Annotated in this window: 23 protein-coding genes and 2 tRNA genes; 12 read left to right on the top strand and 13 right to left on the bottom strand. The window is 74.1% G+C overall.

Annotated features, from left to right (window positions below; all coding sequences use genetic code 11):
* Positions 1 to 20: 20 nt before the first annotated feature.
* On the bottom strand, positions 21 to 1,268 hold the full coding sequence (locus AB0F18_RS09865; RefSeq protein WP_362056869.1) for a DUF1343 domain-containing protein: 1,248 nt from the start codon (positions 1,266 to 1,268) through the stop codon (positions 21 to 23).
* Between the two features lie 104 nt (positions 1,269 to 1,372).
* Here AB0F18_RS09865 and AB0F18_RS09860 point away from each other — a divergent pair, with 104 nt between their 5' ends.
* The 3 genes from AB0F18_RS09860 to AB0F18_RS09850 are packed head-to-tail and all read left to right on the top strand — an operon-like array spanning position 1,373 to position 4,497.
* A complete protein-coding gene (locus tag AB0F18_RS09860) occupies positions 1,373 to 2,143 on the top strand; it encodes an SDR family oxidoreductase (RefSeq protein ID WP_362056915.1) in 771 nt (256 codons plus the stop codon).
* Complete coding sequence (locus AB0F18_RS09855) at positions 2,140 to 3,846, top strand: AMP-binding protein (protein ID WP_362056866.1); 1,707 nt, start codon at positions 2,140 to 2,142, stop codon at positions 3,844 to 3,846. The genes AB0F18_RS09860 and AB0F18_RS09855 overlap by 4 nt, the downstream gene beginning before the upstream one ends.
* A gap of 36 nt (positions 3,847 to 3,882) precedes the next feature.
* Positions 3,883 to 4,497, top strand: coding sequence for a TetR/AcrR family transcriptional regulator (locus tag AB0F18_RS09850; protein ID WP_362056863.1), 615 nt, complete (start codon positions 3,883 to 3,885; stop codon positions 4,495 to 4,497).
* On the opposite strand, the gene AB0F18_RS09845 is transcribed toward AB0F18_RS09850, so the two are convergent.
* Positions 4,494 to 5,615, bottom strand: coding sequence for an alkene reductase (locus AB0F18_RS09845; protein WP_362056860.1), 1,122 nt, complete (start codon positions 5,613 to 5,615; stop codon positions 4,494 to 4,496). The two genes, AB0F18_RS09850 and AB0F18_RS09845, sit on opposite strands and share 4 nt — an antisense overlap.
* A 70-nt stretch (positions 5,616 to 5,685) precedes the next feature.
* Between AB0F18_RS09845 and AB0F18_RS09840 the strand changes: the two genes are divergently transcribed.
* Positions 5,686 to 6,051 carry a MerR family transcriptional regulator gene (locus AB0F18_RS09840; RefSeq protein WP_362056857.1) on the top strand — a complete coding sequence of 122 codons (366 nt, stop codon included), beginning with the start codon at positions 5,686 to 5,688 and terminating at the stop codon, positions 6,049 to 6,051.
* A 6-nt stretch (positions 6,052 to 6,057) separates the two neighbouring features.
* Here the strand turns inward: AB0F18_RS09840 and AB0F18_RS09835 are convergent, their stop codons facing one another.
* From AB0F18_RS09835 to AB0F18_RS09810, 6 genes are all read right to left on the bottom strand, one after another.
* Positions 6,058 to 7,293 carry an acyl-CoA dehydrogenase family protein gene (locus AB0F18_RS09835; RefSeq protein ID WP_362056854.1) on the bottom strand — a complete coding sequence of 412 codons (1,236 nt, stop codon included), beginning with the start codon at positions 7,291 to 7,293 and terminating at the stop codon, positions 6,058 to 6,060.
* 13 nt (positions 7,294 to 7,306) lie between these two features.
* Positions 7,307 to 8,332, bottom strand: a complete 1,026-nt coding sequence (locus tag AB0F18_RS09830; protein WP_362056851.1) for a phosphotransferase family protein — start codon at positions 8,330 to 8,332, stop codon at positions 7,307 to 7,309.
* A 121-nt stretch (positions 8,333 to 8,453) separates the two neighbouring features.
* A complete protein-coding gene (locus AB0F18_RS09825) occupies positions 8,454 to 9,362 on the bottom strand; it encodes an MBL fold metallo-hydrolase (RefSeq protein ID WP_362056848.1) in 909 nt (302 codons plus the stop codon).
* Positions 9,363 to 9,448: 86 nt separating this feature from the next.
* A complete protein-coding gene (locus AB0F18_RS09820) occupies positions 9,449 to 9,769 on the bottom strand; it encodes a DUF202 domain-containing protein (protein ID WP_362056845.1) in 321 nt (106 codons plus the stop codon).
* Entirely contained in the window at positions 9,766 to 10,164 is a 399-nt protein-coding gene (locus AB0F18_RS09815) for a DUF202 domain-containing protein (RefSeq protein WP_362056842.1), read from the bottom strand. Before AB0F18_RS09815 ends, AB0F18_RS09820 begins: the two co-directional genes overlap by 4 nt.
* 20 nt (positions 10,165 to 10,184) lie before the next feature.
* On the bottom strand, positions 10,185 to 10,727 hold the full coding sequence (locus tag AB0F18_RS09810) for an NUDIX domain-containing protein (protein ID WP_362056839.1): 543 nt from the start codon (positions 10,725 to 10,727) through the stop codon (positions 10,185 to 10,187).
* A gap of 85 nt (positions 10,728 to 10,812) precedes the next feature.
* Here AB0F18_RS09810 and AB0F18_RS09805 point away from each other — a divergent pair, with 85 nt between their 5' ends.
* From AB0F18_RS09805 to AB0F18_RS09790, 4 genes are all read left to right on the top strand, one after another.
* Positions 10,813 to 12,468, top strand: a complete 1,656-nt coding sequence (locus tag AB0F18_RS09805) for an FAD-binding dehydrogenase (RefSeq protein ID WP_362056836.1) — start codon at positions 10,813 to 10,815, stop codon at positions 12,466 to 12,468.
* Between the two features lie 374 nt (positions 12,469 to 12,842).
* Positions 12,843 to 13,790, top strand: coding sequence for a hypothetical protein (locus AB0F18_RS09800; protein ID WP_362056833.1), 948 nt, complete (start codon positions 12,843 to 12,845; stop codon positions 13,788 to 13,790).
* Positions 13,791 to 13,830: 40 nt separating this feature from the next.
* Positions 13,831 to 15,381 carry an APC family permease gene (locus AB0F18_RS09795; protein WP_362056830.1) on the top strand — a complete coding sequence of 517 codons (1,551 nt, stop codon included), beginning with the start codon at positions 13,831 to 13,833 and terminating at the stop codon, positions 15,379 to 15,381.
* 222 nt (positions 15,382 to 15,603) lie between these two features.
* Positions 15,604 to 17,043 carry an amino acid permease gene (locus AB0F18_RS09790; RefSeq protein WP_362056827.1) on the top strand — a complete coding sequence of 480 codons (1,440 nt, stop codon included), beginning with the start codon at positions 15,604 to 15,606 and terminating at the stop codon, positions 17,041 to 17,043.
* A 149-nt stretch (positions 17,044 to 17,192) separates the two neighbouring features.
* Here the strand turns inward: AB0F18_RS09790 and AB0F18_RS09785 are convergent.
* Both AB0F18_RS09785 and AB0F18_RS09780 read right to left on the bottom strand, forming a co-directional pair.
* Positions 17,193 to 17,277: transfer RNA gene (locus AB0F18_RS09785), tRNA-Leu, on the bottom strand.
* 161 nt (positions 17,278 to 17,438) lie between these two features.
* Positions 17,439 to 17,523 (bottom strand) — tRNA-Leu (locus tag AB0F18_RS09780).
* 169 nt (positions 17,524 to 17,692) lie between these two features.
* On the opposite strand from AB0F18_RS09780, the gene AB0F18_RS09775 reads away from it, so the two are divergent.
* The 3 genes from AB0F18_RS09775 (at position 17,693) to AB0F18_RS09765 (ending at position 20,242) form a co-directional block, all read left to right on the top strand.
* On the top strand, positions 17,693 to 19,018 hold the full coding sequence (locus AB0F18_RS09775; RefSeq protein ID WP_362056824.1) for a M20/M25/M40 family metallo-hydrolase: 1,326 nt from the start codon (positions 17,693 to 17,695) through the stop codon (positions 19,016 to 19,018).
* 137 nt (positions 19,019 to 19,155) lie between these two features.
* Complete coding sequence (gene chpH / locus AB0F18_RS09770; protein WP_042816431.1) at positions 19,156 to 19,389, top strand: chaplin ChpH; 234 nt, start codon at positions 19,156 to 19,158, stop codon at positions 19,387 to 19,389.
* Positions 19,390 to 19,540: 151 nt separating this feature from the next.
* Entirely contained in the window at positions 19,541 to 20,242 is a 702-nt protein-coding gene (locus AB0F18_RS09765) for a chaplin (protein ID WP_362056821.1), read from the top strand.
* Between the two features lie 63 nt (positions 20,243 to 20,305).
* Here AB0F18_RS09765 and AB0F18_RS09760 read toward each other — a convergent pair whose 3' ends face one another.
* Positions 20,306 to 20,494, bottom strand: coding sequence for a DUF5703 family protein (locus AB0F18_RS09760; protein WP_045950166.1), 189 nt, complete (start codon positions 20,492 to 20,494; stop codon positions 20,306 to 20,308).
* A 47-nt stretch (positions 20,495 to 20,541) separates the two neighbouring features.
* Here AB0F18_RS09760 and AB0F18_RS09755 point away from each other — a divergent pair, with 47 nt between their 5' ends.
* A complete protein-coding gene (locus tag AB0F18_RS09755; RefSeq protein ID WP_362056817.1) occupies positions 20,542 to 21,219 on the top strand; it encodes a hypothetical protein in 678 nt (225 codons plus the stop codon).
* Positions 21,220 to 21,283: 64 nt separating this feature from the next.
* Here AB0F18_RS09755 and AB0F18_RS09750 read toward each other — a convergent pair whose 3' ends face one another.
* Together AB0F18_RS09750 and AB0F18_RS09745 are read right to left on the bottom strand one after the other, a co-directional pair.
* Entirely contained in the window at positions 21,284 to 23,440 is a 2,157-nt protein-coding gene (locus tag AB0F18_RS09750) for an ATP-dependent RecD-like DNA helicase (RefSeq protein ID WP_362056814.1), read from the bottom strand.
* Entirely contained in the window at positions 23,437 to 24,420 is a 984-nt protein-coding gene (locus tag AB0F18_RS09745; RefSeq protein WP_362056811.1) for an aldo/keto reductase, read from the bottom strand. Before AB0F18_RS09745 ends, AB0F18_RS09750 begins: the two co-directional genes overlap by 4 nt.
* Positions 24,421 to 24,488: the final 68 nt, after the last annotated feature.

Here is a 24,488-nt window from a genome sequence, read left to right as displayed (position 1 = left end):
GGGGCGGAACGGTCCCGCGCTCACGGGTAGAGCAGGTACTCCTCCCGGACCGCCGCGAACCGCGCCAGCCCCGCCGACCAGTCGCCCGCGATCTCCTCCACCCCCGCGCCCGCGTCCACCAGCGTCCGCACCCGGTCCGACCCGGTCAGCCGGTCGATCCAGTGGTCCGCCCGCCAGCCGAACCCGCTCCACACCCGCCGCGCCGTGACCAGCAGCCCGATCCCCGCCCGCACGGGATCGAAGGCCTCCCGGTCGTGCACGATCAGCCGGACCCCGCCGCACACCTTCCCGGCGTGCTTGGAGAAGGCGGGAGTGAACCAGGCCTCCCGGAACCACACCCCCGCCAGCCCCAGCCCGTTCGCCGCCTCCGCCCACCTCCGGTCGACGCCCTCCGCGCCGACCAGCTCGAAGGGGGTGGTCGTGCCCCGCCCCTCCGACAGGTTGGTGCCCTCGAACAGGCAGGTCCCGGCGTACGCGAGCGCCGTGTCCGGGGTGGGCACGTTGGGGCTCGGCGGCACCCACGGCAGGCCGGTCTCCCCGAAGAACGACCCCCGCCGCCACCCCGCCATCGGCACGGTCCGCAGCCGCGGGCCCTCGGCCCCCAGGAACTCCCCGTTGAACAGCAGGGCCAGCTCCGCCACCGTCATCCCGTGCGCGAGCGCGATCGGCTCCCGGCCCACGAAGCTCGCGTACGGGCGCTGCAGGACGGGCCCGGCGGCCCGCCGCCCGCCCACCGGGTTGGGCCGGTCCAGCACCACCACCGCCTTGCCGGCCAGGGCGGCCGCGCGCATGCAGTCGTACAGGGTCCAGACGTAGGTGTAGAAGCGCGCCCCGACGTCCTGGACATCAAAGACGAGCGTGTCGATCCCGGCCGCGGTGAAAAGGTCCGCGAGCCTGCGTCCGCTCGTGCCGTACGTGTCGTAGACGGGCAGGCCCGTCGCCGGATCCCGCCCCGCCCCCTCCGAGCCGCCCGCCTGCGCCGTCCCGCGGAAGCCGTGCTCCGGCCCGAAGACGGCCACGAGGTCGACGCGTTCGTCGGCGTGCAGGACGTCGACCAGGTGGCGGGCGTCGGCGGTGATCCCGGTGGGGTTGGTGACCACCCCCACGCGCCGGCCGGCCAGCTCCGCGTACCCGTCGGCGGCCAGCCGCTCGAAGCCGGTGCGGACCCGGCCGGGCGGCCGGGGCTCCCGCGGGCTCCCCGCGCCCAGGGCGCCCACGGCCCCCGCCGCCCCCGCCAGTCCCAGTACTCCGCGTCGCGACACCGTCATCCCGCCATGCTGGGGTGCGGACCCCTTCCGCCCCGACATACCGACTGGTTAGTCTGCCCGGGATCCGGTGGCCCGACGGCCCCGGCAGGCAGCGGCGAAAGGTGATCCCCGTGAGCGCGTACCAGGACCAGCGAGTCGTCGTCACCGGCGCGGGCGGCGGTATCGGCGCGGCCCTCGCCCACCGCTTCGCCGCCGAGGGGGCCACCGTCGTCGTCAACGACCTCGACCCGGTCAAGGCCGCCGCCGTGGCCGGGGCCATCGGCGCCCGCGCCATCGCCGTCCCCGGGGACGCCTCGACGGTGGTGGCGCAGGCCCGCGAGGCCCTCGGCGGACGGGTGGACGTGTACTGCGCCAACGCCGGACTCGCCTCGGGCGGCGACGCCTTCGCGGAGGAGGCCGTCTGGGAGGCGGCCTGGGACACCAACGTCATGGCCCACGTGCGCGCCGCCCGCGCCCTGCTGCCCGACTGGCTGGAGCGGGGCGAGGGCCGCTTCGTGTCCACCGTCTCGGCCGCCGGGCTGCTCACGATGATCGGGGCCGCGCCGTACAGTGTCACCAAGCACGGTGCCCTCGCCTTCGCGGAATGGCTCTCGCTGACCTACCGCCACCGGGGCCTCCGGGTCCACGCCGTCTGCCCGCAGGGCGTGCGCACCGACATGCTGACCGCCGCGGGCTCGGCGGGCGAGCTCGTCCTGGCGCCGACCGCGATCGAGCCGGACGCGGTCGCGGACGCCCTGTTCGACGGCATGGAGAAGGGCCGTTTCTTGATCCTCCCGCACCCCGAAGTGGCGGACTACCACGCCGCGCGCGCGAGCGACCCCGAGCGGTGGCTGGGCGCCATGAACCACCTCCAGCAGAAGTGGGAGTCCTCGTGACGGGGCCCGCGGGTGCGGGGCCGGCGGCGCCGGGCGGGTCCCCGTACGCCGCCCGGCCGTGGCTGCGGCAGCTGAGTGCCGCCCAGCTGGCGCCGGTGGCGCCGCCGGCCAGTGTGCCGGCCGCCTTCCGGGAGGCCGTGGCGCGGGCGCCGGAGCGGGTCGCGCTGGCGTACTTCGACGGGCGGGTCGGGTACGCCGAGGCCGACGCCCTCTCCGACTCCCTGGCCGGGTACCTCGCGGGGCGCGGGATCCGGCGGGGGGACCGGGTCGCGGTCATGCTGCAGAACACCCCGCACTTCGTGCTGGCCGTGCTGGGCGCGTGGAAGGCGGGGGCGGTGGTCGTGCCGGTGAACCCGATGTACAAGGCCGGTGAGACGCGGCACGTGCTGGGGGATTCCGGGGCGGTCGCGCTGGTGTGCGGGGCGGGGGAGTGGGACGCCTATCTGGCGGAGGCGGTACGGGGGAGCGGGGTGCGTACCGTACTGACCGCCCGCGAGCGGGACCTCCAGACCCGCGACGACCCCCGCGTCTTCCCGGGCCCGGCCCCCGACCCCGCGCCTCGGACGCCGGCGGGGCCGGATCCGGCCGATCTGCTCACCGTGGCCCGCCAGGGCCACCCCGGGCCGCCCGACCCGGGCCTTCGTGCCGACGACACCGCCCTCATCAGCTACACCTCCGGTACCTCCGGCGTCCCCAAGGGGGCCATGAACCCGCACGGGGCGCTCACCTACAACGCCGTCCGTCAGGTCACCGGGCACCCCCTCCCCGAGGGCGCCGGGTACTTCGCGCTCGCGCCGCTCTTCCACATCACCGGGCTGGTCTGCGAGCTCACCGCCTGCTTCGTCAACGCGGGCACCCTCGTCCTCGCCCACCGCTTCGACGCCGGGACCGTCCTCGACGCCTTCCTGGAGCACCGCCCCGCCTACACCATCGGCCCCGCCACCGCCTTCACCGCCCTGGCCGCGCATCCCGCCGCGACCCGCGACCACTTCGCCTCGTTCGGGGTGATCTCCTCCGGCGGCGCACCGCTCCCGCCCGCGCTCGTCGAACGGCTCCGGGCGGACTTCGGGTTCTACCTGCGCAACGGCTACGGGCTCACCGAGTGCACCGCCCCCTGCGCCTCCGTCCCCGCGCACCGCGAGGCCCCCGTCGACCCCGTCAGCGGCACCCTCTCCGTCGGGGTCCCGGGCGCGCAGACGCTCGTACGGATCCTCGACGAGCACGGCGCCGAGCTCCCGCTCGGGGAGACCGGCGAGATAGCCGTCCGCGGACCGCAGGTGGTGCCGGGGTACTGGGGGCTGCCCGAGGAGACCGCCGCGGCCTTCCCGGACGGCGAACTGCGCACCGGGGACGTGGGGTTCATGGACGCCGACGGCTGGCTCTACGTCGTCGACCGCAAGAAGGACATGATCAGCGCCTCCGGGTTCAAGGTCTGGCCGCGCGAGGTGGAGGACGTCCTCTACACCCATCCCGCCGTACGGGAAGCGGCGGTGGTCGGCGTGCCCGACGCCTACCGGGGGGAGAGCGTCAAGGCGTACGTCAGCCTTCGCCCGGGGGCCGTCGCCGGGCCGGCCGAGCTCACCGCGTACTGCGCCGAGCGCCTCGCCGCCTACAAGTACCCGCGCCAGGTCGAGATCCTGCCTGTGCTTCCGCAGACGACCAGTGGCAAGATCCTGCGACGAGAACTGCGCGAGCGCGGCTGAAAACAGTCGGAGGATCAGGAGAGGGAGGCGAGCACCATGGCCGCCAGGAACACCGCGGGGCCCGAGGCCGGCGACCGTGACACCCCGGTGCCGCAGCGGCTGCTGGCCGTCGCCACCCGGCTGTTCGCCGAGCGCGGCTACGACCGGACCTCCGTCCAGGAGATCGTCGAGGCGGCCGGGGTCACCAAGGGCGCGCTCTACCACTACTTCGGCTCGAAGGACGACCTGCTGCACGAGGTGTACGCGCGCATGCTGCGCCTCCAGCAGCAGCGGCTCGACGCGGTGGCCGGATCCGACGCCCCCGTCGAGGAGCGGCTGCGGGCCGCGGCCGCCGACGTGGTCGTCACCACCATCGAGAACCTCGACGACGCGATGATCTTCTTCCGGTCGATGCACCAGCTCAGCCCCGAGAAGTACAAGCAGGTCCGCGCCGAACGCCGCCGCTACCACGAGCGGTTCCGCGCACTGGTCGAGGAGGGCATGCGCACCGGGGTGTTCGCCACGGCCACCCCCGCCGACCTGGTGGTGGACTTCTACTTCGGCTCCGTCCACCACCTGTCCACCTGGTACCGGACGGACGGGCCGCTCACCCCCCACCAGGTCGCCGACCACCTCGCCGACCTCCTGCTCCGCTCCCTGCGCCCGGCCTAGACAAGGGCGGGGGCGGGCAGGGCCGGGTAGTCGTTGTAGCCCTCCGTGCCGTGGACGTGCATCAGGAACTCCGGGCGGAGTCCGTTCAGCGGTGCGCCCGTGCGCAGGCGTTCCACCAGGTCCGGGTTGGCGATGAAGCCCCGGCCGAGGGCGACGAGGTCGGCGCCCGCCGCGAGCAGCCGCTCGCCCCGGGCCGTGCCCGCGTCGGCGGCGACCTCCTCGCGGGAGAGCTTCGGGTTGGCGATCAGCGTGCCGGGCCAGGCCGTGCGGAGCTCGGCGAAGGAGGGCTCGTCCGGGTCGGCGTACACCAGGTGCAGGTAGGCCGGGGCCGGCTCCGCGAGGGCCGTCAGGAGCGCCGGGTAGATCGCCCCGGTGTCGCCCTCCTCGATGCCGTTGACGTTCTGCCCGGGGGAGATGCGTACGCCGACCCGCTCCGGGCCGACGGCTTCGGCGACGGCCCGGACCACCTCGACGGCGAACCGGATCCGCCCCTCGACCGGCCCGCCCCAGGCGTCGGTGCGGAGGTTGGTGTTCCGCGCGAGGAACTGGTGCAGCAGCATGCCGTTGGCGGCGTGCACCTCCACCCCGGCGAAACCGGCCTCCACCGCGTTGCGGGCGGCGTCCGCGAAGTCGGCGATGGTGGAGCGGATGTCCTCCTCCGTCATCGCGCGGGGCGTGACCGCGTCCTGGAGGCCCGCGGCGGTCTGCAGCGGCTCCGGGAGCGGTACGGCGGAGGGGGCGAGCGGGACGTGCCCGCTGGTGTCGGGGTGGCCGATCCGGCCGCCGTGCTGGAGCTGGAGGAACATCCGCCCGCCGGCGGCGTGCACGGCCTCGGTGACCCGCCGCCATCCGGCGGTCTGCGCCGGGGTGTGGATGCCCGGGATGTGCGGGTAGGTCTGGCCGGCGGCGTTCGGCGTGGTGCCCTCGGCGATGATCAGGCCGGCCGAGGCGCGCTGCGCGTAGTGGGCGGCCATGAGCTCGCCGGGGACCCCGTCGAGACCGGCGCGGTTGCGGGTCAGCGGGGCCATCACCAGACGGTTGGGGAGGTCCAGGGGGCCCAGGCGGGCGGGGGTGAAGAGGCGGGATCCGGCGGCGGGGGTCTGTCGTGTCTGCGTCATGCCGGTACCGTAGAAGCTGACACCAGTGTCAGGTTCAAGGACGATTTCCCGATTCCCCACCGAGGTGACCATGCGGATCGGCGAACTGGCGGCGCGCACCGGGGTCGGTGAGCGGTCGCTGCGCTACTACGAGCAGCAGGGCCTGCTGGCCTCCGACCGGACGCCCGGCGGGCACCGGGACTTCCCCGAACGGGCCGTCGACCGGGTCATCCGCATCCAGGAGCTCTACGCGGCCGGGCTGAACAGTGCCAAGATCGGGCAGATCCTGCCCTGCATGCGGGACGAGGACGGCGGCCCGTCGCTGCGCGCCACCCCCGCCCTGGTGGCCGAACTCGCCGCCGAGCGGGACCGGATCGACCGGATGATCGGTGATCTGGTCCGCTCGCGCGAGGTGCTGGACGAGGTCATCGAGACGGCCTCGGGCCGGACGGCCTGAATCCCGTCAGGCGCGGTACCGCTTCAGCTCGCGGTGGGCCAGCGAGCGCTGGTGCACCTCGTCCGGGCCGTCCGCCAGCCGTAGCGTCCGCGCCGCCGCCCACAGTTCGGCCAGCGGGAAGTCCTGGCTGACCCCGCCCGCGCCGTGCAGCTGCACCGCCTGGTCCAGGATCCCCACCACCGCGCGCGGGGTGGCGATCTTGATGGCCTGGATCTCGGTGTGCGCGCCCCGGTTGCCGACCGTGTCCATCAGCCAGGCCGTCTTCAGCACCAGCAGCCGCAGCTGCTCGATGGTGACCCGGGCGTCCGCGATCCAGTTCTGCACGACCCCCTGCGCGGCCAGCTCCTTCCCGAAGGCCGTACGTCCCACCGCGCGCCGGCACATCAGCTCGACGGCCCGCTCGGCCATGCCGATCAGCCGCATGCAGTGGTGGATCCGGCCCGGGCCGAGCCGCGCCTGGGCGATGGCGAAGCCGGCGCCCTCCTCGCCGATCAGGTTCTCCGCCGGTACCCGGGCCCCGTCGAAGACCACCTCGGCGTGCCCGCCGTGGTCGTGGTCGGCGTACCCGTACACCGTCATCGCCCGGCGCACCTCCACGCCCGGGGTGTCGCGCGGGACCAGGACCATCGACTGCTGGCGGCGCGGATCGGCGCCGTCCGGGTCGGTCTTGCCCATCACGATGAAGACCTTGCAGTCCGGGTTCATCGCCCCCGAGATGTACCACTTGCGCCCGGTGACCACGTAGGCGTCGCCGTCCCGCTCGATCCGGGTCTCGATGTTCGTCGCGTCCGAGGAGGCCACCTCGGGCTCGGTCATCGCGAAGGCGGAACGGATCTCCCCGGCCAGCAGGGGCTCCAGCCACTGCTTCTTCTGCCGCTCGTTGCCGAACTGGGCGAGCAGCTCCATGTTCCCGGTGTCCGGGGCCGCGCAGTTGGTGGCCATCGGCGCCAGGTGCGGGCTGCGGCCGGTGATCTCGGCGAGCGGGGCGTACTGGAGGTTGGTCAGCCCGGCGCCGTACTCCTCGTCCGGAAGGCTGTGCTGGTCTACGAAGAAGAGGTTCCACAGGCCCCGGCGGCGCGCCTCGGCCTTCAGTTCACCGAAGACGGCCGGGGTGTCCCAGGGCGAGGCCAGCCGCGCGCGCTGCCCGGCGGCGACGGCTTCCGCCGGGTAGACGTACTCCTCCATGAACGCGAGCAGCCGCCCGCGGAGTTCCTCGGTCCGGGTGTCGAATGCGAAGTCCATGCTGCGCGGCTCCTCAGCCTTCCTGGAGGGTGGTCAGACCGTGTGCGATGAAGACCGGGACCAGCTCGCCGATCCGGTCGAAGCCCGCGCCGACCGTCTGGCCGAGCGTGTAGCGGTAGTGGATGCCCTCCAGGATCACCGCGAGCTTGAACCAGGCGAAGGCCGTGTACCAGGCGATCGCCCCGGTGTCCCGGCCCGAGCGGGCGGCGTACCGCTCGATCAGCTCGGCGGGCGCCGGATGGCCCGGCGCGCCGCTCGTCGTACTGACGGGGGAGTCCTCCAGCCCCAGGTCGGAGCTGTACATCACCAGCAGACCCAGGTCGGTCAGCGGATCGCCCAGCGTGGACATCTCCCAGTCCAGCACCGCCCGGATCGTGTCGTCCGGCCCGCCGATCAGCACGTTGTCCAGCCGGAAGTCCCCGTGCACCACGGCCGGGGCGGGGGAGGCGGGCAGCGCCCGGCCCAGGGCCCCGTGCAGTTCGTCGATCCCGGCGAGTTCCCGGCCGCGCGAGGCCGCCAGCTGCTTGCCCCAGCGGCGCAGCTGCCGGTCCAGGAAGCCCTCGGGCCGGCCGAAGTCGCCGAGGCCCACCGCCTCCGGGTCCACCGCGTGCAGGTCCACGAGGGTGTCCACCAGGCCGAGCACCGCCCGCCGGGTACGCTCCGGGCCGAGCTCCGCGAGCTGGCCCGCCGTCCGGTACGGCACCCCGTCCACGTGCTCCATGACGTAGAACGGCGCCCCCAGCACCCCCTCGTCCTCGCACAGCAGCAGCGGCTCGGGCACCGGAACGGCCGTCCCGTGCAGGGCGGCGATCACCCGGTGCTCGCGCCGCATGTCGTGCGCGGTCGCCAGGACGTGGCCGAGCGGCGGACGGCGCACCACCCAGCGGGCGGAGCCGTCGGTGACCGCGTACGTGAGGTTCGACCGGCCCCCCTCGATCAGCCGGCCGCTCAGCGGCCCGGCCACCAGCCCGGGGCGCACGGCGTCGAGATGGGCACGCAGCCGCTCCAGATCGAGGCCTCGGGGGTCGGCTGGGGTCATGTGCGCGCCTCCGTACGAAGTCGAGTCGAACGACGGGTGTCCGAGCCATCATGCCGACCAGTCGGTATGCCGTCCAGAGGGCGGGCCGAAAGAACCCCTTCCGGCCCGCCGCCCTACCGCCTCACGCGTGACACAGGATCGGCGTGCCGCCGTTCATCACCGTCATGTCCCGCAGCACGGCCATGATGTCCAGCGGGACCCCCTCCGGCCGTCCGTCCAGCTCCGCGTACGCCCGGTGCACGTTGGCCACCAGCCGCTCGCTCTCCCGCCAGGCCGCGAACTCCCCGAGATCGGCCCCCTGCGCCACCTCCAGCGGCGTCAGCCCCTTGGCCCGGCCCTCCCGCGCCAGCTCCTCCACGTACCGCAGGTAGCGCTCGGTGGCCTCGTACGCCGTCGGGTCGGTCAGCGGCCCGTGACCCGGGACGACGGTCTCCGCGTCCAGCGAGCGCAGCAGCTCCAGCGCCCGCAGCGAACCGGCCAGCGAGCCCATCGCCAGGAACGGCGTGCCCCCGGCGAAGACCAGGTCCCCGGTGAACACCACCCGCTGCGCGGGCAGCCACACCACCGAGTCGCCCGTGGTGTGCGCCGGGCCCGGGTGCAGGACCCGCACCTCGGTGTCCCCGACGTGCAGCGTCAGCCGGTCGTTGTACGTGAGGTCGGGCGCGGTGATCTCTATCGCGCCGAAGTCCGTCGCGGGCCAGATCAGCTCCAGCTGGTGCCCGGCGGCGAGCTGCTCGGTCCGCGCGTGGTCGTGCCCCACGATCAGGGCCGGCGCGAAGACTCCATTGCCGTAGGTGTGGTCGCCGTGGTGGTGGGTGTTGACCACGGTCCGGGGCAGCGGCGACCCGGCCGCCAGCACCGCCTCGCGCAGGGCCAGCGCCCGCCGCTCGGTGGCGGCGGTGTCGACCAGCAGGGTCTGCCCGCCGTCGCTGACCCAGCCGGCGTTGTTCAGGCACCAGCCGCCGTCGGGCTGGACGTAGGCGTACACCCCGGCCGCGGTCTGGACGGCGTACGGCTCTTCGACGGTCATGGGCGCTCTCCCCGGGTCGCTGTGACAGGCGGTCAGCATCCTGTCAGCCGGTCCGGGACCGGGGGAGGCCGGGGCTCAGGACCCGGTCAGACGATCACGGCCATCGCGAACACCGCCAGCGCCACCGCGCACAGCGCCGCCGCCACCGCCGCCCCCGGCGTCAGGCCCGCCGGCCGGGCGGCCGCCAGCTGCCGGATCCTCCGGTGCGCGACCCACAGGAACGCCACCCACACCAGCGCGATCACGGCGGCCCCGGTGACCTCCGCCGCCGACCCGGACCCGCGCAGCGCCTGCCGCAGCGCCAGTACGGCGGTGACGGAGGAGGCCAGGGTGGTACGCCGCCACGCCAGCCGGGTCCGCTCGGGCTGCAGCCCGGCGTCGCGCACGGCCGTACCGGGGCGGGTCACGACCGGCTCGTCCAGCCCAGCAGCACGACCACCACCATCGCCACCGACACCAGCCCGACCCCCAGGCTCAGCAGCACCGGGAACGGCGACAGCGGCAGGTCCTCGCCCCGTCGCATCGCCCGCTCGCACCGCACCCAGTGGTGCACGGCCCGCAGCGCGCAGGCCGCCCCCACCGCCAGCAGGGCGAGCGCCATCCCGACCCGCACCCCCCACCGCAGGTCGGGCAGGAACTGGTCCACCGCGAACCCGCCGCCCACCAGCGCCAGAGCGGTCCGTATCCAGGCCAGGAAGGTCCGCTCGTTGGCCAGCGAGAAACGGTAGTCCGGGGTCTCGCCATCGGCGCGCAGCCGCTGCGGTGCGAACCAGAGGCGCACGTCCTTGACGAAGTCGATCACCTGTCCAATTTACGTCCCCTTCAGGCGCCCGGCGCGGGCGGCCGGGCCCCGCCCTCCCGGAACGCGCGCAGCCGCCGGTACGCCTCCAGCCCGTCCGGCACCCACGGCCACTCCCCGCCGGCCACCCGCCGCTCCAGCTCCTCGGGCGCCAGCCAGGCGTGCCAGTCCACCTCCGACTCCTGCGGAACCACCGGCAGCGCGCAGCGCACCTCGTGCACGTACGACCACCAGGACCCGCCCGGACCCTCGTAGAGGAACTTGAACAGCGGCACCGGCTGCTCCAGCCCGCTCACCCCGAGCTCCTCCTCGGCCTCCCGCAGCGCCGCCCCCGGGTAGTCCTCCCCGGCGCCGAGCACCCCGCCCACGAACATGTCGTAGTGCGCGGGGAACACCAGCTTCGACGCGGTCCGGCGGTGCACGAAGACCCGCCCGAGCCCATCCCTGACCTGCACGAACACACACCGGTGGAGCAGCCCCCGGGCGTACACCTCGCCCCGCCGGGCCTGCCCGGTGACCCGGTCGTCCCGGTCCACCACGTCCAGTACCTCATCAGCAGCACTCACCCGCCCATCCAACCACCGCTGTTGACGGGTTACCGCTCCGTAGCAAAGGATCTGCCCCACCACCGACCGGAGGACGGGCAGACGCATGAGCTACGACGCTGACGTGATCGTGATCGGGGCGGGCCTCGCGGGCCTCGTGGCCACCGCCGAGCTCGTCGACGCGGGCCGCCGGGTGATCCTCCTCGACCAGGAGCCCGAGCAGTCGATCGGCGGGCAGGCGCACTGGTCCTTCGGCGGGCTGTTCTTCGTCGACTCGCCCGAGCAGCGCCGGATGCGGATCAAGGACAGCCGCGCCCTCGCCCTCCAGGACTGGCTGGGAACCGCCGGTTTCGACCGCGAGGAGGACGCCTGGCCGCGCCGCTGGGCCGAGGCCTACGTGGACTTCGCGGCCGGCGAGAAGCGGCCGTGGCTGCACGCCCAGGGGGTGCGCTTCTTCCCCGTCGTCGGCTGGGCCGAGCGCGGCGGCTACGACGCCAACGGCCACGGCAACTCCGTCCCCCGCTTCCACATCACCTGGGGCACCGGCCCCGGCCTGGTGGAGCCCTTCGAGCGGCGGGTCCGCGCCGGGGTGGCCCGGGGCCTGGTGAGCCTGCGGTTCCGCCACCGGGTCACCGGGCTGGCCTCCACCGCCGGAGCCGTGGACACCGTCACCGGGGAGGTCCTGGAGCCCTCGGACGCCGTCCGGGGCACCGCGAGCGGCCGCGTGAGCACCGGCTCCTTCAGCCTGCGGGCCCAGGCCGTGATCGTCACCAGCGGGGGCATCGGCGGCAACCACGACCTCGTCCGCGCCCAGTGGCCGGCCCGCCTGGGCACCCCGCCCGCCCGGATGCTCTCCGGGGTGCCGGCGCACGTGGACGGTCTGATGCTCGGGATCGCCGAGAAGGCCGGGGCCAGCCACATCAACAAGGACCGGATGTGGCACTACACCGAGGGCATCGGGAACTGGAACCCGATCTGGGCCCGTCACGGCATCCGCATCCTGCCCGGCCCCTCCTCCCTGTGGCTGGACGCCACCGGCCGGCGGCTGCCCGTACCGCTCTTCCCCGGCTTCGACACGCTCGGCACCCTCGACCACATCATGCGCACCGGCCACGACCACACCTGGTTCGTGCTCAACCAGCGCATCATTGGCAAGGAGTTCGGCCTCTCCGGCTCCGAGCAGAACCCCGACCTGACGGGCCGGTCGGTCCGCGAGGTGCTGGTCCGGGCCCGGCAGGCCGTACCCGGGCCGGTCAAGGCCTTCATGGACCACGGCGCCGACTTCATCGTCGAGCGGGACCTGTCCGCGATGGTCCGCCGGATGAACGAGCTCACGGGGGAGGACCTGCTGGACGAGGCCACCGTCCGGCGGGAGATCACCGCCCGGGACCGGGAGATCGCCAACCCCTTCACCAAGGACCTCCAGGTCACGGCCATCCACGGGGCGCGCAGGTACCTCGGCGACCGGCTGATCCGCACCGCCGCCCCGCACCGGATCCTGGACCCGAAGGCCGGCCCCCTGATCGCGGTCCGCCTCTCCATCCTGACCCGCAAGTCCCTCGGCGGCCTGGAGACCGACCTGTCCTCACGGGTCCTGACCCCCTCGGGCGAGCCCCTGCCGGGCGTCTACGCGGCGGGCGAGGCGGCCGGCTTCGGCGGCGGGGGCGTCCACGGCTACCGCGCCCTGGAAGGCACCTTCCTGGGCGGCTGCCTCTTCTCAGGCCGAGCCGCGGGCCGCGCGGCGGCGGCCGCGGTGGCCTGATCCCTGCGCGGGCCGGATTACCCGCAGGGCAATTCCAGCCCCGCCGGCGTTTGAGGCGCGGGGGTCCGGGGGCGGAGCCTCCGGGGAACGGGCGAAGGGCGGGGAGGGGACCAGCCCCGCGCAGCGGCACCGCCCCCGGCCCCCGGCCAGCCGCTTCCACCCCAACTGACCCACTTCGCCCACCCGTTGATTCCAGCCACCCCCCGGTCCGGACCTTGACGCGGAGCTGTGCGTACCGGTTTGCTGTGAGTGATCATCCGGATTGACCACCGGTGTGATCGAGCCGCGCCCACGCGCGCCCCGGCACCGCACGCCCCGCACCCGCACCCCCTTACGTCGTCCACCCGCGCCCGCGCTCTGGAGGGAACCCGCGGATGTCCCCGCCGCCGCCCCTCGGCCGCACCCGCAAGCGGGACGCCCAGCTCTTCGACCCGGCCCTCTGCGACACCGAACTCGTCGCCGTACGCGGACAGTTCGCCCAGGGCCGGTGGGCCAAAGCGCGCAGCCTGCTGGCGGCCACCGGCGACGACTGGGACCGCCGCGGCCACCGCGTCACCGTCCTCGCCGAGACCCCCTCCGCCACCGCCTGGGCCCGCGAGTGGCTCCTCGCCGAACCCGGCAGCGCCGACGCCGCCACCCTCCTCGCCTGCGCCGCCGTCCACGCCGCCCTCCGCGGCAAGGGCACCCCGCAGGCCGCCGACGAGGCCTGCCGCCGCGCCGCCGCCCTGCTCCCCGCCGACCCCACCCCCTGGCTCGGCCTGCTCATGCTCTCCCGCGCCTTCGGCACCCAGGAGGAGTTCAGCCGCCACTTCGACCAGGTCCGGGCCCGCCACCGCGAGCACCACCACGCCCACCACCTCATGGTCGCCCGGCTCGCCGAGAGCGACCCCGCCGCCGGCCGCGACCCGCTCCACGAGGTCTACGACTTCGCCGCCTGGGCCGCCGAGGAGTCCCCCGCCGACTCCCCGCTCGCCGTGCTCCCCGTCATCGCCCACGCCGAGCGCTACCGCGTCCTCGCCGCGGCCCAGGGCCGCACCGCCCCCGGGGCCGCCGTGGAGCACTGGACCGGCCGCCGCGCCCGCCAGGTACTGCGGGCCGCCTTCGACTGGTGGCTGGAATGGGAGCGCGAGGACCACCCCCGCAACCGGGTCGACCTCAACTTCCTCGCCCACGCCAAGCTCTGCGAAGGGCGCCCCGCCGAAGCCGCCGCCCTCTTCCACCGCATCGGCGCCCACGCCACCCGCGCCCCCTGGGCCTACCCGGACCGCGACCCCCACAAGGCCTTCCTCGCCGCGCGCAGCGCCGCGCTCGGCACCGCCTGACCCCCCTCGTCCACGTTCCCGCCCCCGAAAGGACCCTGCCATGCCGACGGGCAGATCCACCGTGACGGCCGCCGCCACCGAGGCCGAGATCCGCACCTACAAGGGCCAGGACCGCGCCCTGCGCGCCGGCCGCCTCGGCACCGCCGGACTGCTGCTCTCCGTACTCGCCGCCAGCGCGCCCCTGATGGTCGTCGCCGGCGTCATGCCCACGATCTTCGGCGTCATGGGCATCGTCGGCCAGCCGCTGCTCTTCGTGATCCTCGGCGTCGTCCTGGCCCTGTTCGGCATCGGCTACGCCGAGATGAGCCGCCACGTCCACAACGCCGGCGCCTTCTACGCCTACATAGCCCGCGGCCTCGGACCCACCGCCGGAGCCTGCGCCTCCCTCGTCGCCCTCGTCGCGTACAGCGCCATGCAGGTCGGCGTGTACGGCATCCTCGGCTTCGAGATCTCCGGACTCTTCGCCACCTACCTGCACACCGACATCGCCTGGTGGATCCCCGCCCTCGTCGCGGTCGCCGCCACCGGCGCCCTCGGCTGGCTCAAGATCGACCTCAACGCCAAGGTGCTCGGCGTCCTGCTGCTCGTCGAATGCGCCCTCGTCGTCGTCTTCGACCTCGCCGCCCTCGGCAAGCCCGGCCCCCAAGGCCTCTCGCTGGACGCCTTCGACCCCGCCACCCTCGGCGGAGCGGGCCTGGGCACCGCCCTGTGCTTCTGCATCGCCGCCTTCGTCGGCTTCGAGCAGTCCCCGGTCTACGCCGAGGAGACCAGCAAGCCGCACATCGTCGTCTCCCGCGTGATGTTCCTCGCCGTCGGCTTCGTCGCCCTCTTCTTCGCCCTCAGCGCCTGGGCCCTCAGCGTCGCCACCGGGCCCGCGCAGATCGGCAGGGCCGCCGCCGAGGCCGGCCCCGCCCTGCTCTTCGACCTCACGCAGAGCCGCCTCGGCGACGGCTTCACCGACGTCCTGCACGTGCTCTTCGTCACCGGCATGTTCGCGGCCATGCTCAGCTTCCACAACGTCGTCGCCCGCTACGCCTTCGCCATGGGCCGCGAGGGCCTGCTCCCCGCCCGCTTCGGCCGCACCAACCCGGGCACCGGCGCCCCCGCCACCGGCTCCCTGCTCCAGACCGTCGTGGCCGCCCTCGTCGTCCTCGCCTTCGCGCTCACCGACGGCTCCCCGGCCGGCGACCCCACCGCGCCCGTCCTGCACCTGTTCACCTGGATGGGCAGCGTCGGCGCCCTCGGCGTGACCGTCCTGATGGCCGCGTCCTCCTTCGCCGTCATCGCCTTCTTCGTCCGCCGCGGGGCCGCCGGGGCCCAGGTCTGGCGGCTCGTCGCGGCCGGCCTCGCCGGCCTGTCCCTGGTCGGCATCGCCGTCTACACCGTCAAGGACTTCGCCGTCCTCGTCGCCGCCGAGAAGGGCTCCGCGCTCAGCTGGGCGCTGCCCGCGATCATCGGCGTGGCCGCGCTGGCCGGGCTGGTCCACGGGCTGCTGCTCAAGGCCCGCCGCCCCGAGGCGCACGCCCGGATCGGCCTCGGCAACGAGGCCTTCCGCCTCGACCAGGCCGCGGAGTCCGCTCCCCGGCCCTGAGGCGCCCCAGGCCTCGCATTCGTACTCCCCGGAAGCCCCCGGAGACCGTTTCCATGGTCTCCAGGGGCTTCCGCGCCGGGTGGCCGATTTTGGCGGGTCGCGGAGGGACGTGGTCTCCTATGGCGACAAAATCACCGGAACCGCGATACGGGGGATACCACCCAGCTCCCCCGCGCGCGGCTGCCGGACCTGCCTGACCGAACCACGAAGGCGAAGTCCTACATGAGTGATCGCACCTTGACCCAGGCCCCCGCCGAGGCGTCCTCCCGCCACGTCGACGCCGGTGACGAGGGTTACAGCAAGGACCTCAAGTCCCGCCACATCAACATGATCGCGATCGGCGGGGCGATAGGCACCGGCCTGTTCCTCGGAGCCGGCGGCCGGATCGCCGGCGCCGGCCCCTCCCTCGCCATCGCCTACGCGGTGTGCGGCGTCTTCGCCTTCTTCGTGGTCCGGGCCCTCGGCGAGCTCGTCCTCTACCGCCCGTCCTCCGGCGCCTTCGTCTCGTACGCGCGCGAGTTCATGGGCGAGAAGGGCGCCTACACGGCGGGCTGGCTGTACTTCCTCAACTGGTCCACCACCACCGTGGCGGACATCACGGCCGCCGCGACCTACGCGCACTTCTGGTCGATGTTCACCGACATCCCCCAGTGGGTGCTCGCCTTCATCGCCCTGGCCGTGGTCCTCACCGCGAACCTGATCTCGGTGAAGTACTTCGGCGAGATGGAGTTCTGGTTCTCCCTGGTCAAGGTCGCCGCCCTGGCGATCTTCCTGATCGTCGGCATCTACCTCGTCGCCACCAGCCACGACATCGGCGGCAACACCCCGGGCCTGGCCAACATCACCGACAACGGCGGCATCTTCCCGTCCGGCGTCCTCCCGATGCTCCTGGTGATCCAGGGCGTGGTCTTCGCGTACGCCTCCGTCGAGCTCTGCGGCGTCGCCGCCGGTGAGACCGAGAACCCCGAGAAGATCATGCCGAAGGCGATCAACTCGATCATGTGGCGCGTGGGCCTCTTCTACGTCGGCTCCGTGGTCCTGCTCGCGCTGCTGCTCCCGTACACGGCGTACTCCTCCGACCAGAGCCCCTTCGTCACGGTCTTCGACAAGCTCGGCGTGCCCGGTGCCGCCGGCATCATGAACCTCGTCGTCCTGACCGCCGCCCTCTCCAGCCTGAACTCCGGCCTCTACTCCACCGGCCGGATCCTGCGCTCGATGGCCCTCTCCGGCTCCGCCCCGAAGTTCACCGGCGTCATGAACAAGGGCAAGGTCCCCTACGGCGGCGTCCTCTTCACCGCCGCCTTCGGCGTCGCGGGCGTGGTCCTCAACTACCGGATGCCCGGCGAGGCCTTCGAGATCGTCCTCAACCTGGCCTCCATCGGCATCCTCGGCACCTGGGCCATGGTCATGCTCTGTTCGCTGTTCTTCTGGCGCCGCGCGCAGAACGGCCTGGTCGAGCGCCCGTCGTACAAGCTGCCCTGGGCGCCGTACACCCAGATCGTCACGCTCGTCTTCCTGGTGACGGTCCTGGTCCTGATGTGGTGCGACGGCGGCGTCGGCCGCACCACGGTCATGCTCCTCCCGGGCATCGCCGCGGCCCTGGTCGGCGGCTGGTTCCTGGTCCGCCGCCGGGTGAACGAGATCGCCGCCTCGCGCGACTGACGACCCCCACGGGCCCTCTGGGCCCCCGGGACGGGCTCCGGCCCGCTCCGGGGGCCCTTCGCCGTTCCAGGGCCCTCCTGCGGCGGGCGGGAAGGAGGAGTGGGGAAAACGAAGAAGGACCCCGCCGGAGCGGGGTCCTTCTCACTGTGTGTCCGAGGGGGGACTTGAACCCCCACGCCCGATAAAGGGCACTAGCACCTCAAGCTAGCGCGTCTGCCATTCCGCCACCCGGACCGGGTGTGTGTCGTTCCGGCCTGACCGGCCGTGGCGACAGGGGAAACATTACCAAACATTCCGGGGGCGCCGACGCCACCCTCCGACCAGCGGATTCCGGCCACCGGGCCCGTCCCGGAAACGAAGAAGAACCCCGCCGGAGCGGGGTCCTTCTTACTCTGTGTCCGAGGGGGGACTTGAACCCCCACGCCCGATAAAGGGCACTAGCACCTCAAGCTAGCGCGTCTGCCATTCCGCCACCCGGACCGGGTGTCGCCGTTCCGGCCTCGCGGGCCGTTCCGACGTGGAAAACATTACCAAACAGTCCGGGGTCCCCGACCGCACCCCCCTCCGGCCGGAGAACGGCCCTTGGGGAGAGCGGCCCGGAGCGGGAGGATGGGGGCGGCCGGTACTTGATCACATGGGAGGAAGCACCGTGAGCGCATCGGGCGAGGGCAGGACCGTCTCGGGGCAGGACGAGGTCGTCGACCTCTGCAGGGACCTCATCCGGATCGACACCAGCAACTACGGGGACCACTCGGGCCCCGGCGAGCGCAAGGCGGCCGAGTGGGTCGCCGAGAAGCTGGCCGAGGTCGGGCTGGAGCCGCAGATCTTCGAATCGCACAAGGGCCGCGCCTCGACCGTGGCCCGTATCGAGGGCGAGGACCCCTCGCGGCCGGCACTGCTGATCCACGGGCACACCGACGTGGTCCCGGCCAACGCCGCCGACTGGACGTACGACCCCTTCTCCGGCGAGATCGCCGACGGCTGCGTATGGGGCCGCGGCGCGGTCGACATGAAGGACATGGACGCCATGACGCTGGCCGTCGTGCGCGACCGCATGCGCAGCGGGCGCAAGCCCCCGCGCGACATCGTGCTGGCCTTCCTCGCGGACGAGGAGGCGGGCGGCACGTACGGCGCCCGGCACCTCGTGGACAAGCACCCGGGCCTCTTCGAGGGCGTCACCGAGGCGATCGGCGAGGTGGGCGGCTTCTCCTTCACCGTGAACGAGAACCTCCGCCTCTACCTGGTGGAGACCGCCCAGAAGGGCATGCACTGGATGCGGCTCACGGTGGAGGGCACCGCGGGCCACGGCTCCATGACCAACAACGACAACGCGATCACCGAGCTGTGCGAGGCCGTCGGCCGCCTCGGCCGCCACCAGTGGCCGGTGCGCGTGACGAAGACCGTTCGACACTTCCTCGACGAACTCTCGGACGCGCTCGGAACCCCGCTCGACCCCGACGACATGGACGCCACCCTCGCCAAGCTCGGCGGCATCGCCAAGATGGTCGGCGCGACCCTGCGCAACTCGGCCGCCCCGACCATGCTCGGCGCCGGCTACAAGGTCAACGTCATCCCCGGCCAGGCCACGGCACACGTCGACGGCCGCTTCCTGCCGGGCTACGAGGACGAGTTCTTCGCGGACCTCGACCGGATCCTCGGCCCGCGCGTGAAGCGCGAGGACGTGCACGCGGACAAGGCCCTGGAGACGGACTTCGACGGGAAGCTCGTGGACGCCATGCAGGGTGCCCTCAGGGCCGAGGACCCGATCGCGCGCGCCGTTCCGTACATGCTCTCCGGCGGCACCGACGCCAAGTCCTTCGACGACCTCGGCATCCGCTGCTTCGGCTTCGCCCCGCTCCAGCTGCCCCCGGAGCTGGACTTCGCCGGGATGTTCCACGGCGTGGACGAGCGGGTGCCGGTCGACGGCCTGAAGTTCGGCGTACGGGTGCTCGACCGCTTCATCGACAACGCCTAACGCCAGGGAATCGGGAAAGTGTGCGCATTCCACTGGGAAGAGTGAATGCGCTCATACGCTCGTAGCCCCGGTGATCCCTCCTCGTTACAGGTGGTGCGGTCCGCGGCTGGGACCGCACTTGCCTACTAGGAGGAACAATGCTCAAGAAGGTTGTCGCCGCTGCGGCTGCCACCGGTGGTCTGGTTCTCGCGGGCGCCGGTCTCGCCGCCGCCGACGCGGGCGCCCAGGGTGCGGCCATCGGCTCCCCCGGTGTCGCGTCCGGCAACGTCGTCCAGGTTCCCGTCCACGTGCCGGTCAACGTCTGCGGCAACACCGTGAACGTGATCGCGCTGCTGAACCCGGCCTTCGGCAACACCTGCGTCAACGCCTGACGCTTCTGAAGTTCTGGCCCCGGAGCGCAATCCAGCGCTCCGGGGCCGCCGGGCATTCCGGCCCGGATCCAGACGAGTCGGCGTGGCAGGCGGGGGAGCCCGTACAGCCTGCGCGCCGCGCGCGAACGCACACACCAGGGGACGAGTACAGATGCGACGACCGGTCCAGGTCACGAGGAAGACACTGATCACCATGGCCGCGGCGGGGGGTGTCCTGGCGCTCGGCGGCGGCTACGCACAGGCGGACTCGGGCGCCTCCGGGCACGCGGCGAACTCTCCGGGCGTCCTGTCCGGGAACAACGTGCAGGCGCCGGTGGACGTGCCGGTGAACGCCTGCGGCAACACCGTGACGGTGGTGGGGGGTCTGAACCCGGCTTTCGGGAACCACTGCGCCAACGAGTCGGGGCCCCAGCACCCGGAACACCCCGGCAACCCCGGCACCCCGGGGCACCCCGGCAACCCGGGCACCCCCGGGCACCCCGGCAACCCCGGTACCCCGGGCGGTCACACGCCGGGCAACCCGGGAACCCCGGGCGGTCACACGCCGGGCAACCCCGGCACGGGAACCCCGGGCGGCGGCCACCACACGCCGGGCACCCCGGGCGGCGGGCACCAGACCCCCGGCACGGGAACGCCCGGCGGGCACACCCCGGGCACGCCCGGCACCCCGGGCACTCCCACCGGTTCCGGTACGGGTGGCGCCGTCACCCCGGCCGCCCACTCCGCCCCGGCGCCGGGCGCGGCTCTCGCCGCCACCGGCGCCGGTGACGCCATGACGGCCGGGCTCCCGCTCGCGGGCGGGCTGCTGCTGGCCGGCACGGTGCTCTACCGGCGGGCCCGCAACTCCGCCTGACGGACGCTCACGACGCGGGCCCCGCACCCCGGGGCCCGCGTCGCCGCGTCCGCCGGGCGCGGGTCACCAGGTCGCGCGGACCTGGCGGATGATCCGGCGGCGCAACCGCGCGCGGCGGCTGCCGTCCCGGTACAGGGTCAGGCGGTCGAGCTCCCAATGCCCGTACTCCGCGTGGTCGGTCAGCAGGCGGGTCGCCTCTTTGCGGGGGGTCCCACGAGGCACGTACACGTCGACGAATTCGTATTCCGGCATCGCATCTATTGTGCGGGCACCGGCCCGCTACGGATAGCGTCTGCACTATGTCTGATGCCGCTCTGCCCACTGTTGCCGAGGTACGCGCCGCCGCCGAGGCGGTCAAGGCCGCTCTCGACCGTCACCTCGCCGCGGTCGAGAGCAGGATCGGGGACGAGGACCCGGCCGTCTACGCCGCCTTCAACGAACTCGCCGCCGCCGCCGAGGAGTACGACGAACTCCTCTACGACCGCTACGACGAGGTCACCCCCTTCGAGATCCCCACGCCCGAGACCGGGGCCCGCTACACCGGCCCCGCCGAGCCCGCCGCCTTCAGCGTGCTCATCCGCCGGGACTACGCCGTCGTCGAACCGGCCCGGCTGATCGCCCAGGCCGAGCGCGTCGCCGCGCACGACCGCGACGCCGAACTCATCGACGACGGCGGGACCGGCGGAGCGCTCGGCGTGCTCTTCGGGGAGTACGAGCCCGACGAGATCGCCTCCCGCTCCAAGGACTTCGGTCTGGAGGAGGGCGACTCCACCCTCTGGATCGCGGCGTTGGAGGAGGTCGCGGAACCGGGGGACTGGCTCGGCTCGCCCTTCGGGCAGACCGACCCGCAGGACGTCCTGCACCGGTTCGACGTGAGCTCCGTCTTCGACGAGGACGCGGAGTACTTCGAGGACGACGACGCCGACGACGCCGACGACGAGGAGAGCCCCGCGGCGTCCGGACTGGCCCCGGCCTGAGGACACGGCGCGCCGCCCCGCCCCGGTGGGGGCGCGGGCGGCGCGCCGTGCGCCCTTCCCGGTCCTACGGCTGCTCGTGCTGGGCGGCCGTCAGGGACCGCAGCAGGCCCGTCAGACGGGTCGTGCGCGGCTTCGGCGGCACCTGGGCCACCGCGTGCGCCAGCGCCTGGTCGACGCCGTGGACCACGGACAGGTGCCGTTCGGCCCGCCCGAACGCCGTGTACACCCAGTCCCGGGACAGGGCCTGCGCGGCGTCCCCCGGCAGCACGACGACCACCGCCGGCCAGCGCGAGCCGACGGCCTGGTGCGCCGTCACCGCCCAGCCGTGCCGCACCCGCGACTCCACCCGCTCCCTCGGTACGACGATCCGCGCGCCGGCCGCGTCGAGGTGCAGCCCCTCGGCGTCGGCCGACACCACCCGGGCCGGCAGCGCCCGCCCGGGCGCGGGGACGTGCACCACCCGGTCGCCGGGGTCGAAACCGAGGAACCGGCCGGGGCCGGGGTTCAGCCGCTCCTTGAGGGCCGCGTTCAGCGCCCGGGTGCCCGCCGGGCCGCCGTGCCCCGGGGTGACGACCTGCACGGCCTCCGCCGGGACGCCGAAGGCGCGCGGTACCGAGTCGGCCACGAGCTGCACGGTGCGGTGGACGGCCTCACCGGCGTCCCGCACCGGCACGATGACGACCTCCTTGCCGGGGGCGTCCACCTGGTTCAGCTCGCCGACGCCGATCCCCGAGACCAGCTCGCCGATCGGGCCGGGGTCCGGGGTCCGCGACACCACGTGGGGGAAGGCGCGGGCCGCCAGCACGTCGGCGAACACCCGGCCGGGTCCGGCCGAGCCGAGGACGCCGGCGTCGCCGGAGAGCACCAGCCGGGCCCCGTCCGGCACCGACTCCACCAGGGCGGCGGCCGTCTCCACGTCCAGCTGCGGGGCGTCCAGGACGACGAGGAGGTCCAGCTCGAAGCGGCCGTCGGCGTCCCGCCCGGGACCCTGTGCCCCGGTGAGCAGGTCCGCCACGGTGACGGCGCCGGGCGCGGGGGCGTGTGCGGCCAGGACGGTGCGCAGGCCCCGTTCCCGGGCGGCCGCCACGAGGGCCAGGGGTTCGGCGCGGGCCGCCTCGCCGCCGGAGTGGGTGACCAGGCCGGCGCCGGCCACGGCCCGGACCAGCTCGGCGCCGGTGCCGCTCGCCTCCCAGTCGGCGGCGGCGGAGAAGGTGGCCGCCAGCCGGGCCAGGCCGTCGGCGAGGCTCTCCTCCGCCAGGGCGTGCTCCTCCAGGCCGACCAGGATCCGTACGGGCTGCTCCTCGTCCTCGGCGACGGGCTCGCCCAGCGGTTCGTGGAACACCAGCACCGCGCCGTCGCCGATCCCCGCCTCCAGGGTCTCGGCGGGGGCGGGCACCCCGTACTGGGCCAGGGCCTTCTCCAGTACCGGGGCCTCCAGCGCGGTGTGCCCGCGCTCGGCGGCCTGGGCCAGCAGCCAGCCCAGCAGGGCGGCACCGCGGCGCTCGTCGGCCGGGCCGGCCGCGGGGCCCAGCAGGGCCTGCGCGAAGCCGTCCGCCTGGGCGGGGCGCACCCCGGGGACGGCCAGCAGCAGCCAGGGGTCCTCGGCCAGCCGGTCCGCCGCGCCCTCCCCGAGCGCCTCCGCGGCCGGGCCGGCCAGGGCCTCCGGGGCGCCGCCGCGGACCAGCACGGCCCGTACGGCCGAGACGTCCCCGACGGGCCGGGGGGCCGCCTGCGGGCGGGGCTGCGGGGGAGCGGGGGCGGCGGCCCTGCGCGGTGCGGCCGGCGCCTCGTCGAAGGTGAGGGCGGGCGCCTTGGCCCCGCTCTCCACGGCCCGTACGGCGGCCAGCAGGTCGGCGGCCCGGCCGCTGAGCTTGCCGCCCGCGTCGACGGGGTCCCGTTCGGCCTTGCGCCGTGCGATCCGCTCCCGCTCGACCCGCTGCGCGGCCAGCTCGGCCTGAGCCTCACTGAGCGCTGGCGCGGCCTCCGGTGCGGTTTCGCCCGTCCCGGCCGGGCCGGGCTCCTCGGAGTCCCCGGCTTCGTCGGGGGCGGCGTCGGGGGCGGCGTCGGCCGGGGTCCCGGGCTGCGCGGGTGCCTGCGCCCCGCCGGGTTCGGCGGTGTCGGATGGGGGCTCCGGGGTGGCGGGGGTGGTCCCCGGGTCCTCCGCGGTGGCCGGGTCGGCGGGGGCCGGGTCGGCGGGCGTGGCCTCGGGGTCCGTACTCACAGCGTGCTCCAGTCCTGGTCGGGGTAGCGGTGCACGGGTGCGGACACGTCGTCCAGCGCCCGGCGGATCTCCTCCGGAAGACTAAGGGCCTCCACCGACAGCGCCGCCTCCAGCTGCGCCGACGTGCGGGCGCCGACGACGGGGGCGGCGACTCCGGGGCGGTCGCGGACCCAGGCCAGGGCCACCTGGAGCGGGGTGACCGCGAGACCCTGGGCGGCCGTGACGACGGCGTCCACGATCCGGCCCGCCGCGTCGTCCAGGTACGGCTCCACGAAGGCCGCCAGGGACGCCGACGCGCCCCGGGAGTCCGCCGGGGTGCCCTCGCGGTACTTGGCGGTGAGGACCCCGCGGCCCAGGGGCGAGGAGGGGAGCAGGCCCACGCCCAGGTCCAGGGCCGCCGGGAGGACCTCCCGTTCGACGCCCCGCTGGAGCAGGGAGTACTCCATCTGGGTCGAGGCCAGCCGGGTCCGGACGCCCGGCGCCGCCAGCTGCCAGGTCGCGGCCTTCGCCAACTGCCAGCCGCTGAAGTTGGACACCCCCGCGTAGCGGGCCCGGCCGCTGCTCACCGCCAGGTCCAGGGCCTGGAGGGTCTCCTCCAGCGGGGTCTCCGGGTCGAAGGCGTGGACCTGCCACAGGTCCACGTGGTCGGTGCCCAGGCGGTCCAGGGAGTCGTCCAGGGCCGACAGCAGGTGCCCGCGCGAGCCGTTGAAGCGGCGGTCCGGGTCCGGGACGCTGCCCGCCTTGGTCGCGATGACCAGGTCCCGGCGCGGTACGAGGGATCCCACCAGCCGCCCCAGGAGGTACTCCGACTCCCCGCCGGCGTACACGTCGGCGGTGTCGACGAGCGTGCCGCCCGCCTCCCAGAACGTCTTCAACTGCTCGGCGGCGGCTTCCTCGCCGGTGTCGCGGCCCCAGGTCAGGGTGCCGAGGCCGATCCGGGAGACGCGCAGTCCGGTGCGGCCGAGATGCCTCTGCTCCATGACCGCTGAGACTACTGGGGCACTGACGCGAGGCCGTCGGGCGCGCTACAGTCCCTGCGCAGACCTAC

The sequence above is a fragment of the Streptomyces sp. NPDC029216 genome, from assembly GCF_040648015.1.
Lineage (GTDB): Bacteria > Actinomycetota > Actinomycetes > Streptomycetales > Streptomycetaceae > Streptomyces.
The sequence above is the reverse complement of the archived record's forward strand: the minus strand, read 5'-3'. Positions and strand labels throughout refer to the sequence as shown.

Bases quoted from the DNA above. Each gene is read 5' to 3' on its own strand.
- AB0F18_RS09865 (WP_362056869.1), bottom strand. From the start codon at position 1,268: ATGACGGTGTCGCGACGCGGAGTACTGGGACTGGCGGGGGCGGCGGGG.
- AB0F18_RS09850 (WP_362056863.1), top strand. From the start codon at position 3,883: ATGGCCGCCAGGAACACCGCGGGGCCCGAGGCCGGCGACCGTGACACC.
- AB0F18_RS09845 (WP_362056860.1), bottom strand. From the start codon at position 5,615: ATGACGCAGACACGACAGACCCCCGCCGCCGGATCCCGCCTCTTCACC.
- AB0F18_RS09840 (WP_362056857.1), top strand. From the start codon at position 5,686: ATGCGGATCGGCGAACTGGCGGCGCGCACCGGGGTCGGTGAGCGGTCG.
- AB0F18_RS09835 (WP_362056854.1), bottom strand. From the start codon at position 7,293: ATGGACTTCGCATTCGACACCCGGACCGAGGAACTCCGCGGGCGGCTG.
- AB0F18_RS09830 (WP_362056851.1), bottom strand. From the start codon at position 8,332: ATGACCCCAGCCGACCCCCGAGGCCTCGATCTGGAGCGGCTGCGTGCC.
- AB0F18_RS09825 (WP_362056848.1), bottom strand. From the start codon at position 9,362: ATGACCGTCGAAGAGCCGTACGCCGTCCAGACCGCGGCCGGGGTGTAC.
- AB0F18_RS09805 (WP_362056836.1), top strand. From the start codon at position 10,813: ATGAGCTACGACGCTGACGTGATCGTGATCGGGGCGGGCCTCGCGGGC.
- AB0F18_RS09800 (WP_362056833.1), top strand. From the start codon at position 12,843: ATGTCCCCGCCGCCGCCCCTCGGCCGCACCCGCAAGCGGGACGCCCAG.
- AB0F18_RS09795 (WP_362056830.1), top strand. From the start codon at position 13,831: ATGCCGACGGGCAGATCCACCGTGACGGCCGCCGCCACCGAGGCCGAG.
- AB0F18_RS09790 (WP_362056827.1), top strand. From the start codon at position 15,604: ATGAGTGATCGCACCTTGACCCAGGCCCCCGCCGAGGCGTCCTCCCGC.
- chpH (WP_042816431.1), top strand. From the start codon at position 19,156: ATGCTCAAGAAGGTTGTCGCCGCTGCGGCTGCCACCGGTGGTCTGGTT.
- AB0F18_RS09765 (WP_362056821.1), top strand. From the start codon at position 19,541: ATGCGACGACCGGTCCAGGTCACGAGGAAGACACTGATCACCATGGCC.
- AB0F18_RS09760 (WP_045950166.1), bottom strand. From the start codon at position 20,494: ATGCCGGAATACGAATTCGTCGACGTGTACGTGCCTCGTGGGACCCCC.
- AB0F18_RS09755 (WP_362056817.1), top strand. From the start codon at position 20,542: ATGTCTGATGCCGCTCTGCCCACTGTTGCCGAGGTACGCGCCGCCGCC.
- AB0F18_RS09745 (WP_362056811.1), bottom strand. From the start codon at position 24,420: ATGGAGCAGAGGCATCTCGGCCGCACCGGACTGCGCGTCTCCCGGATC.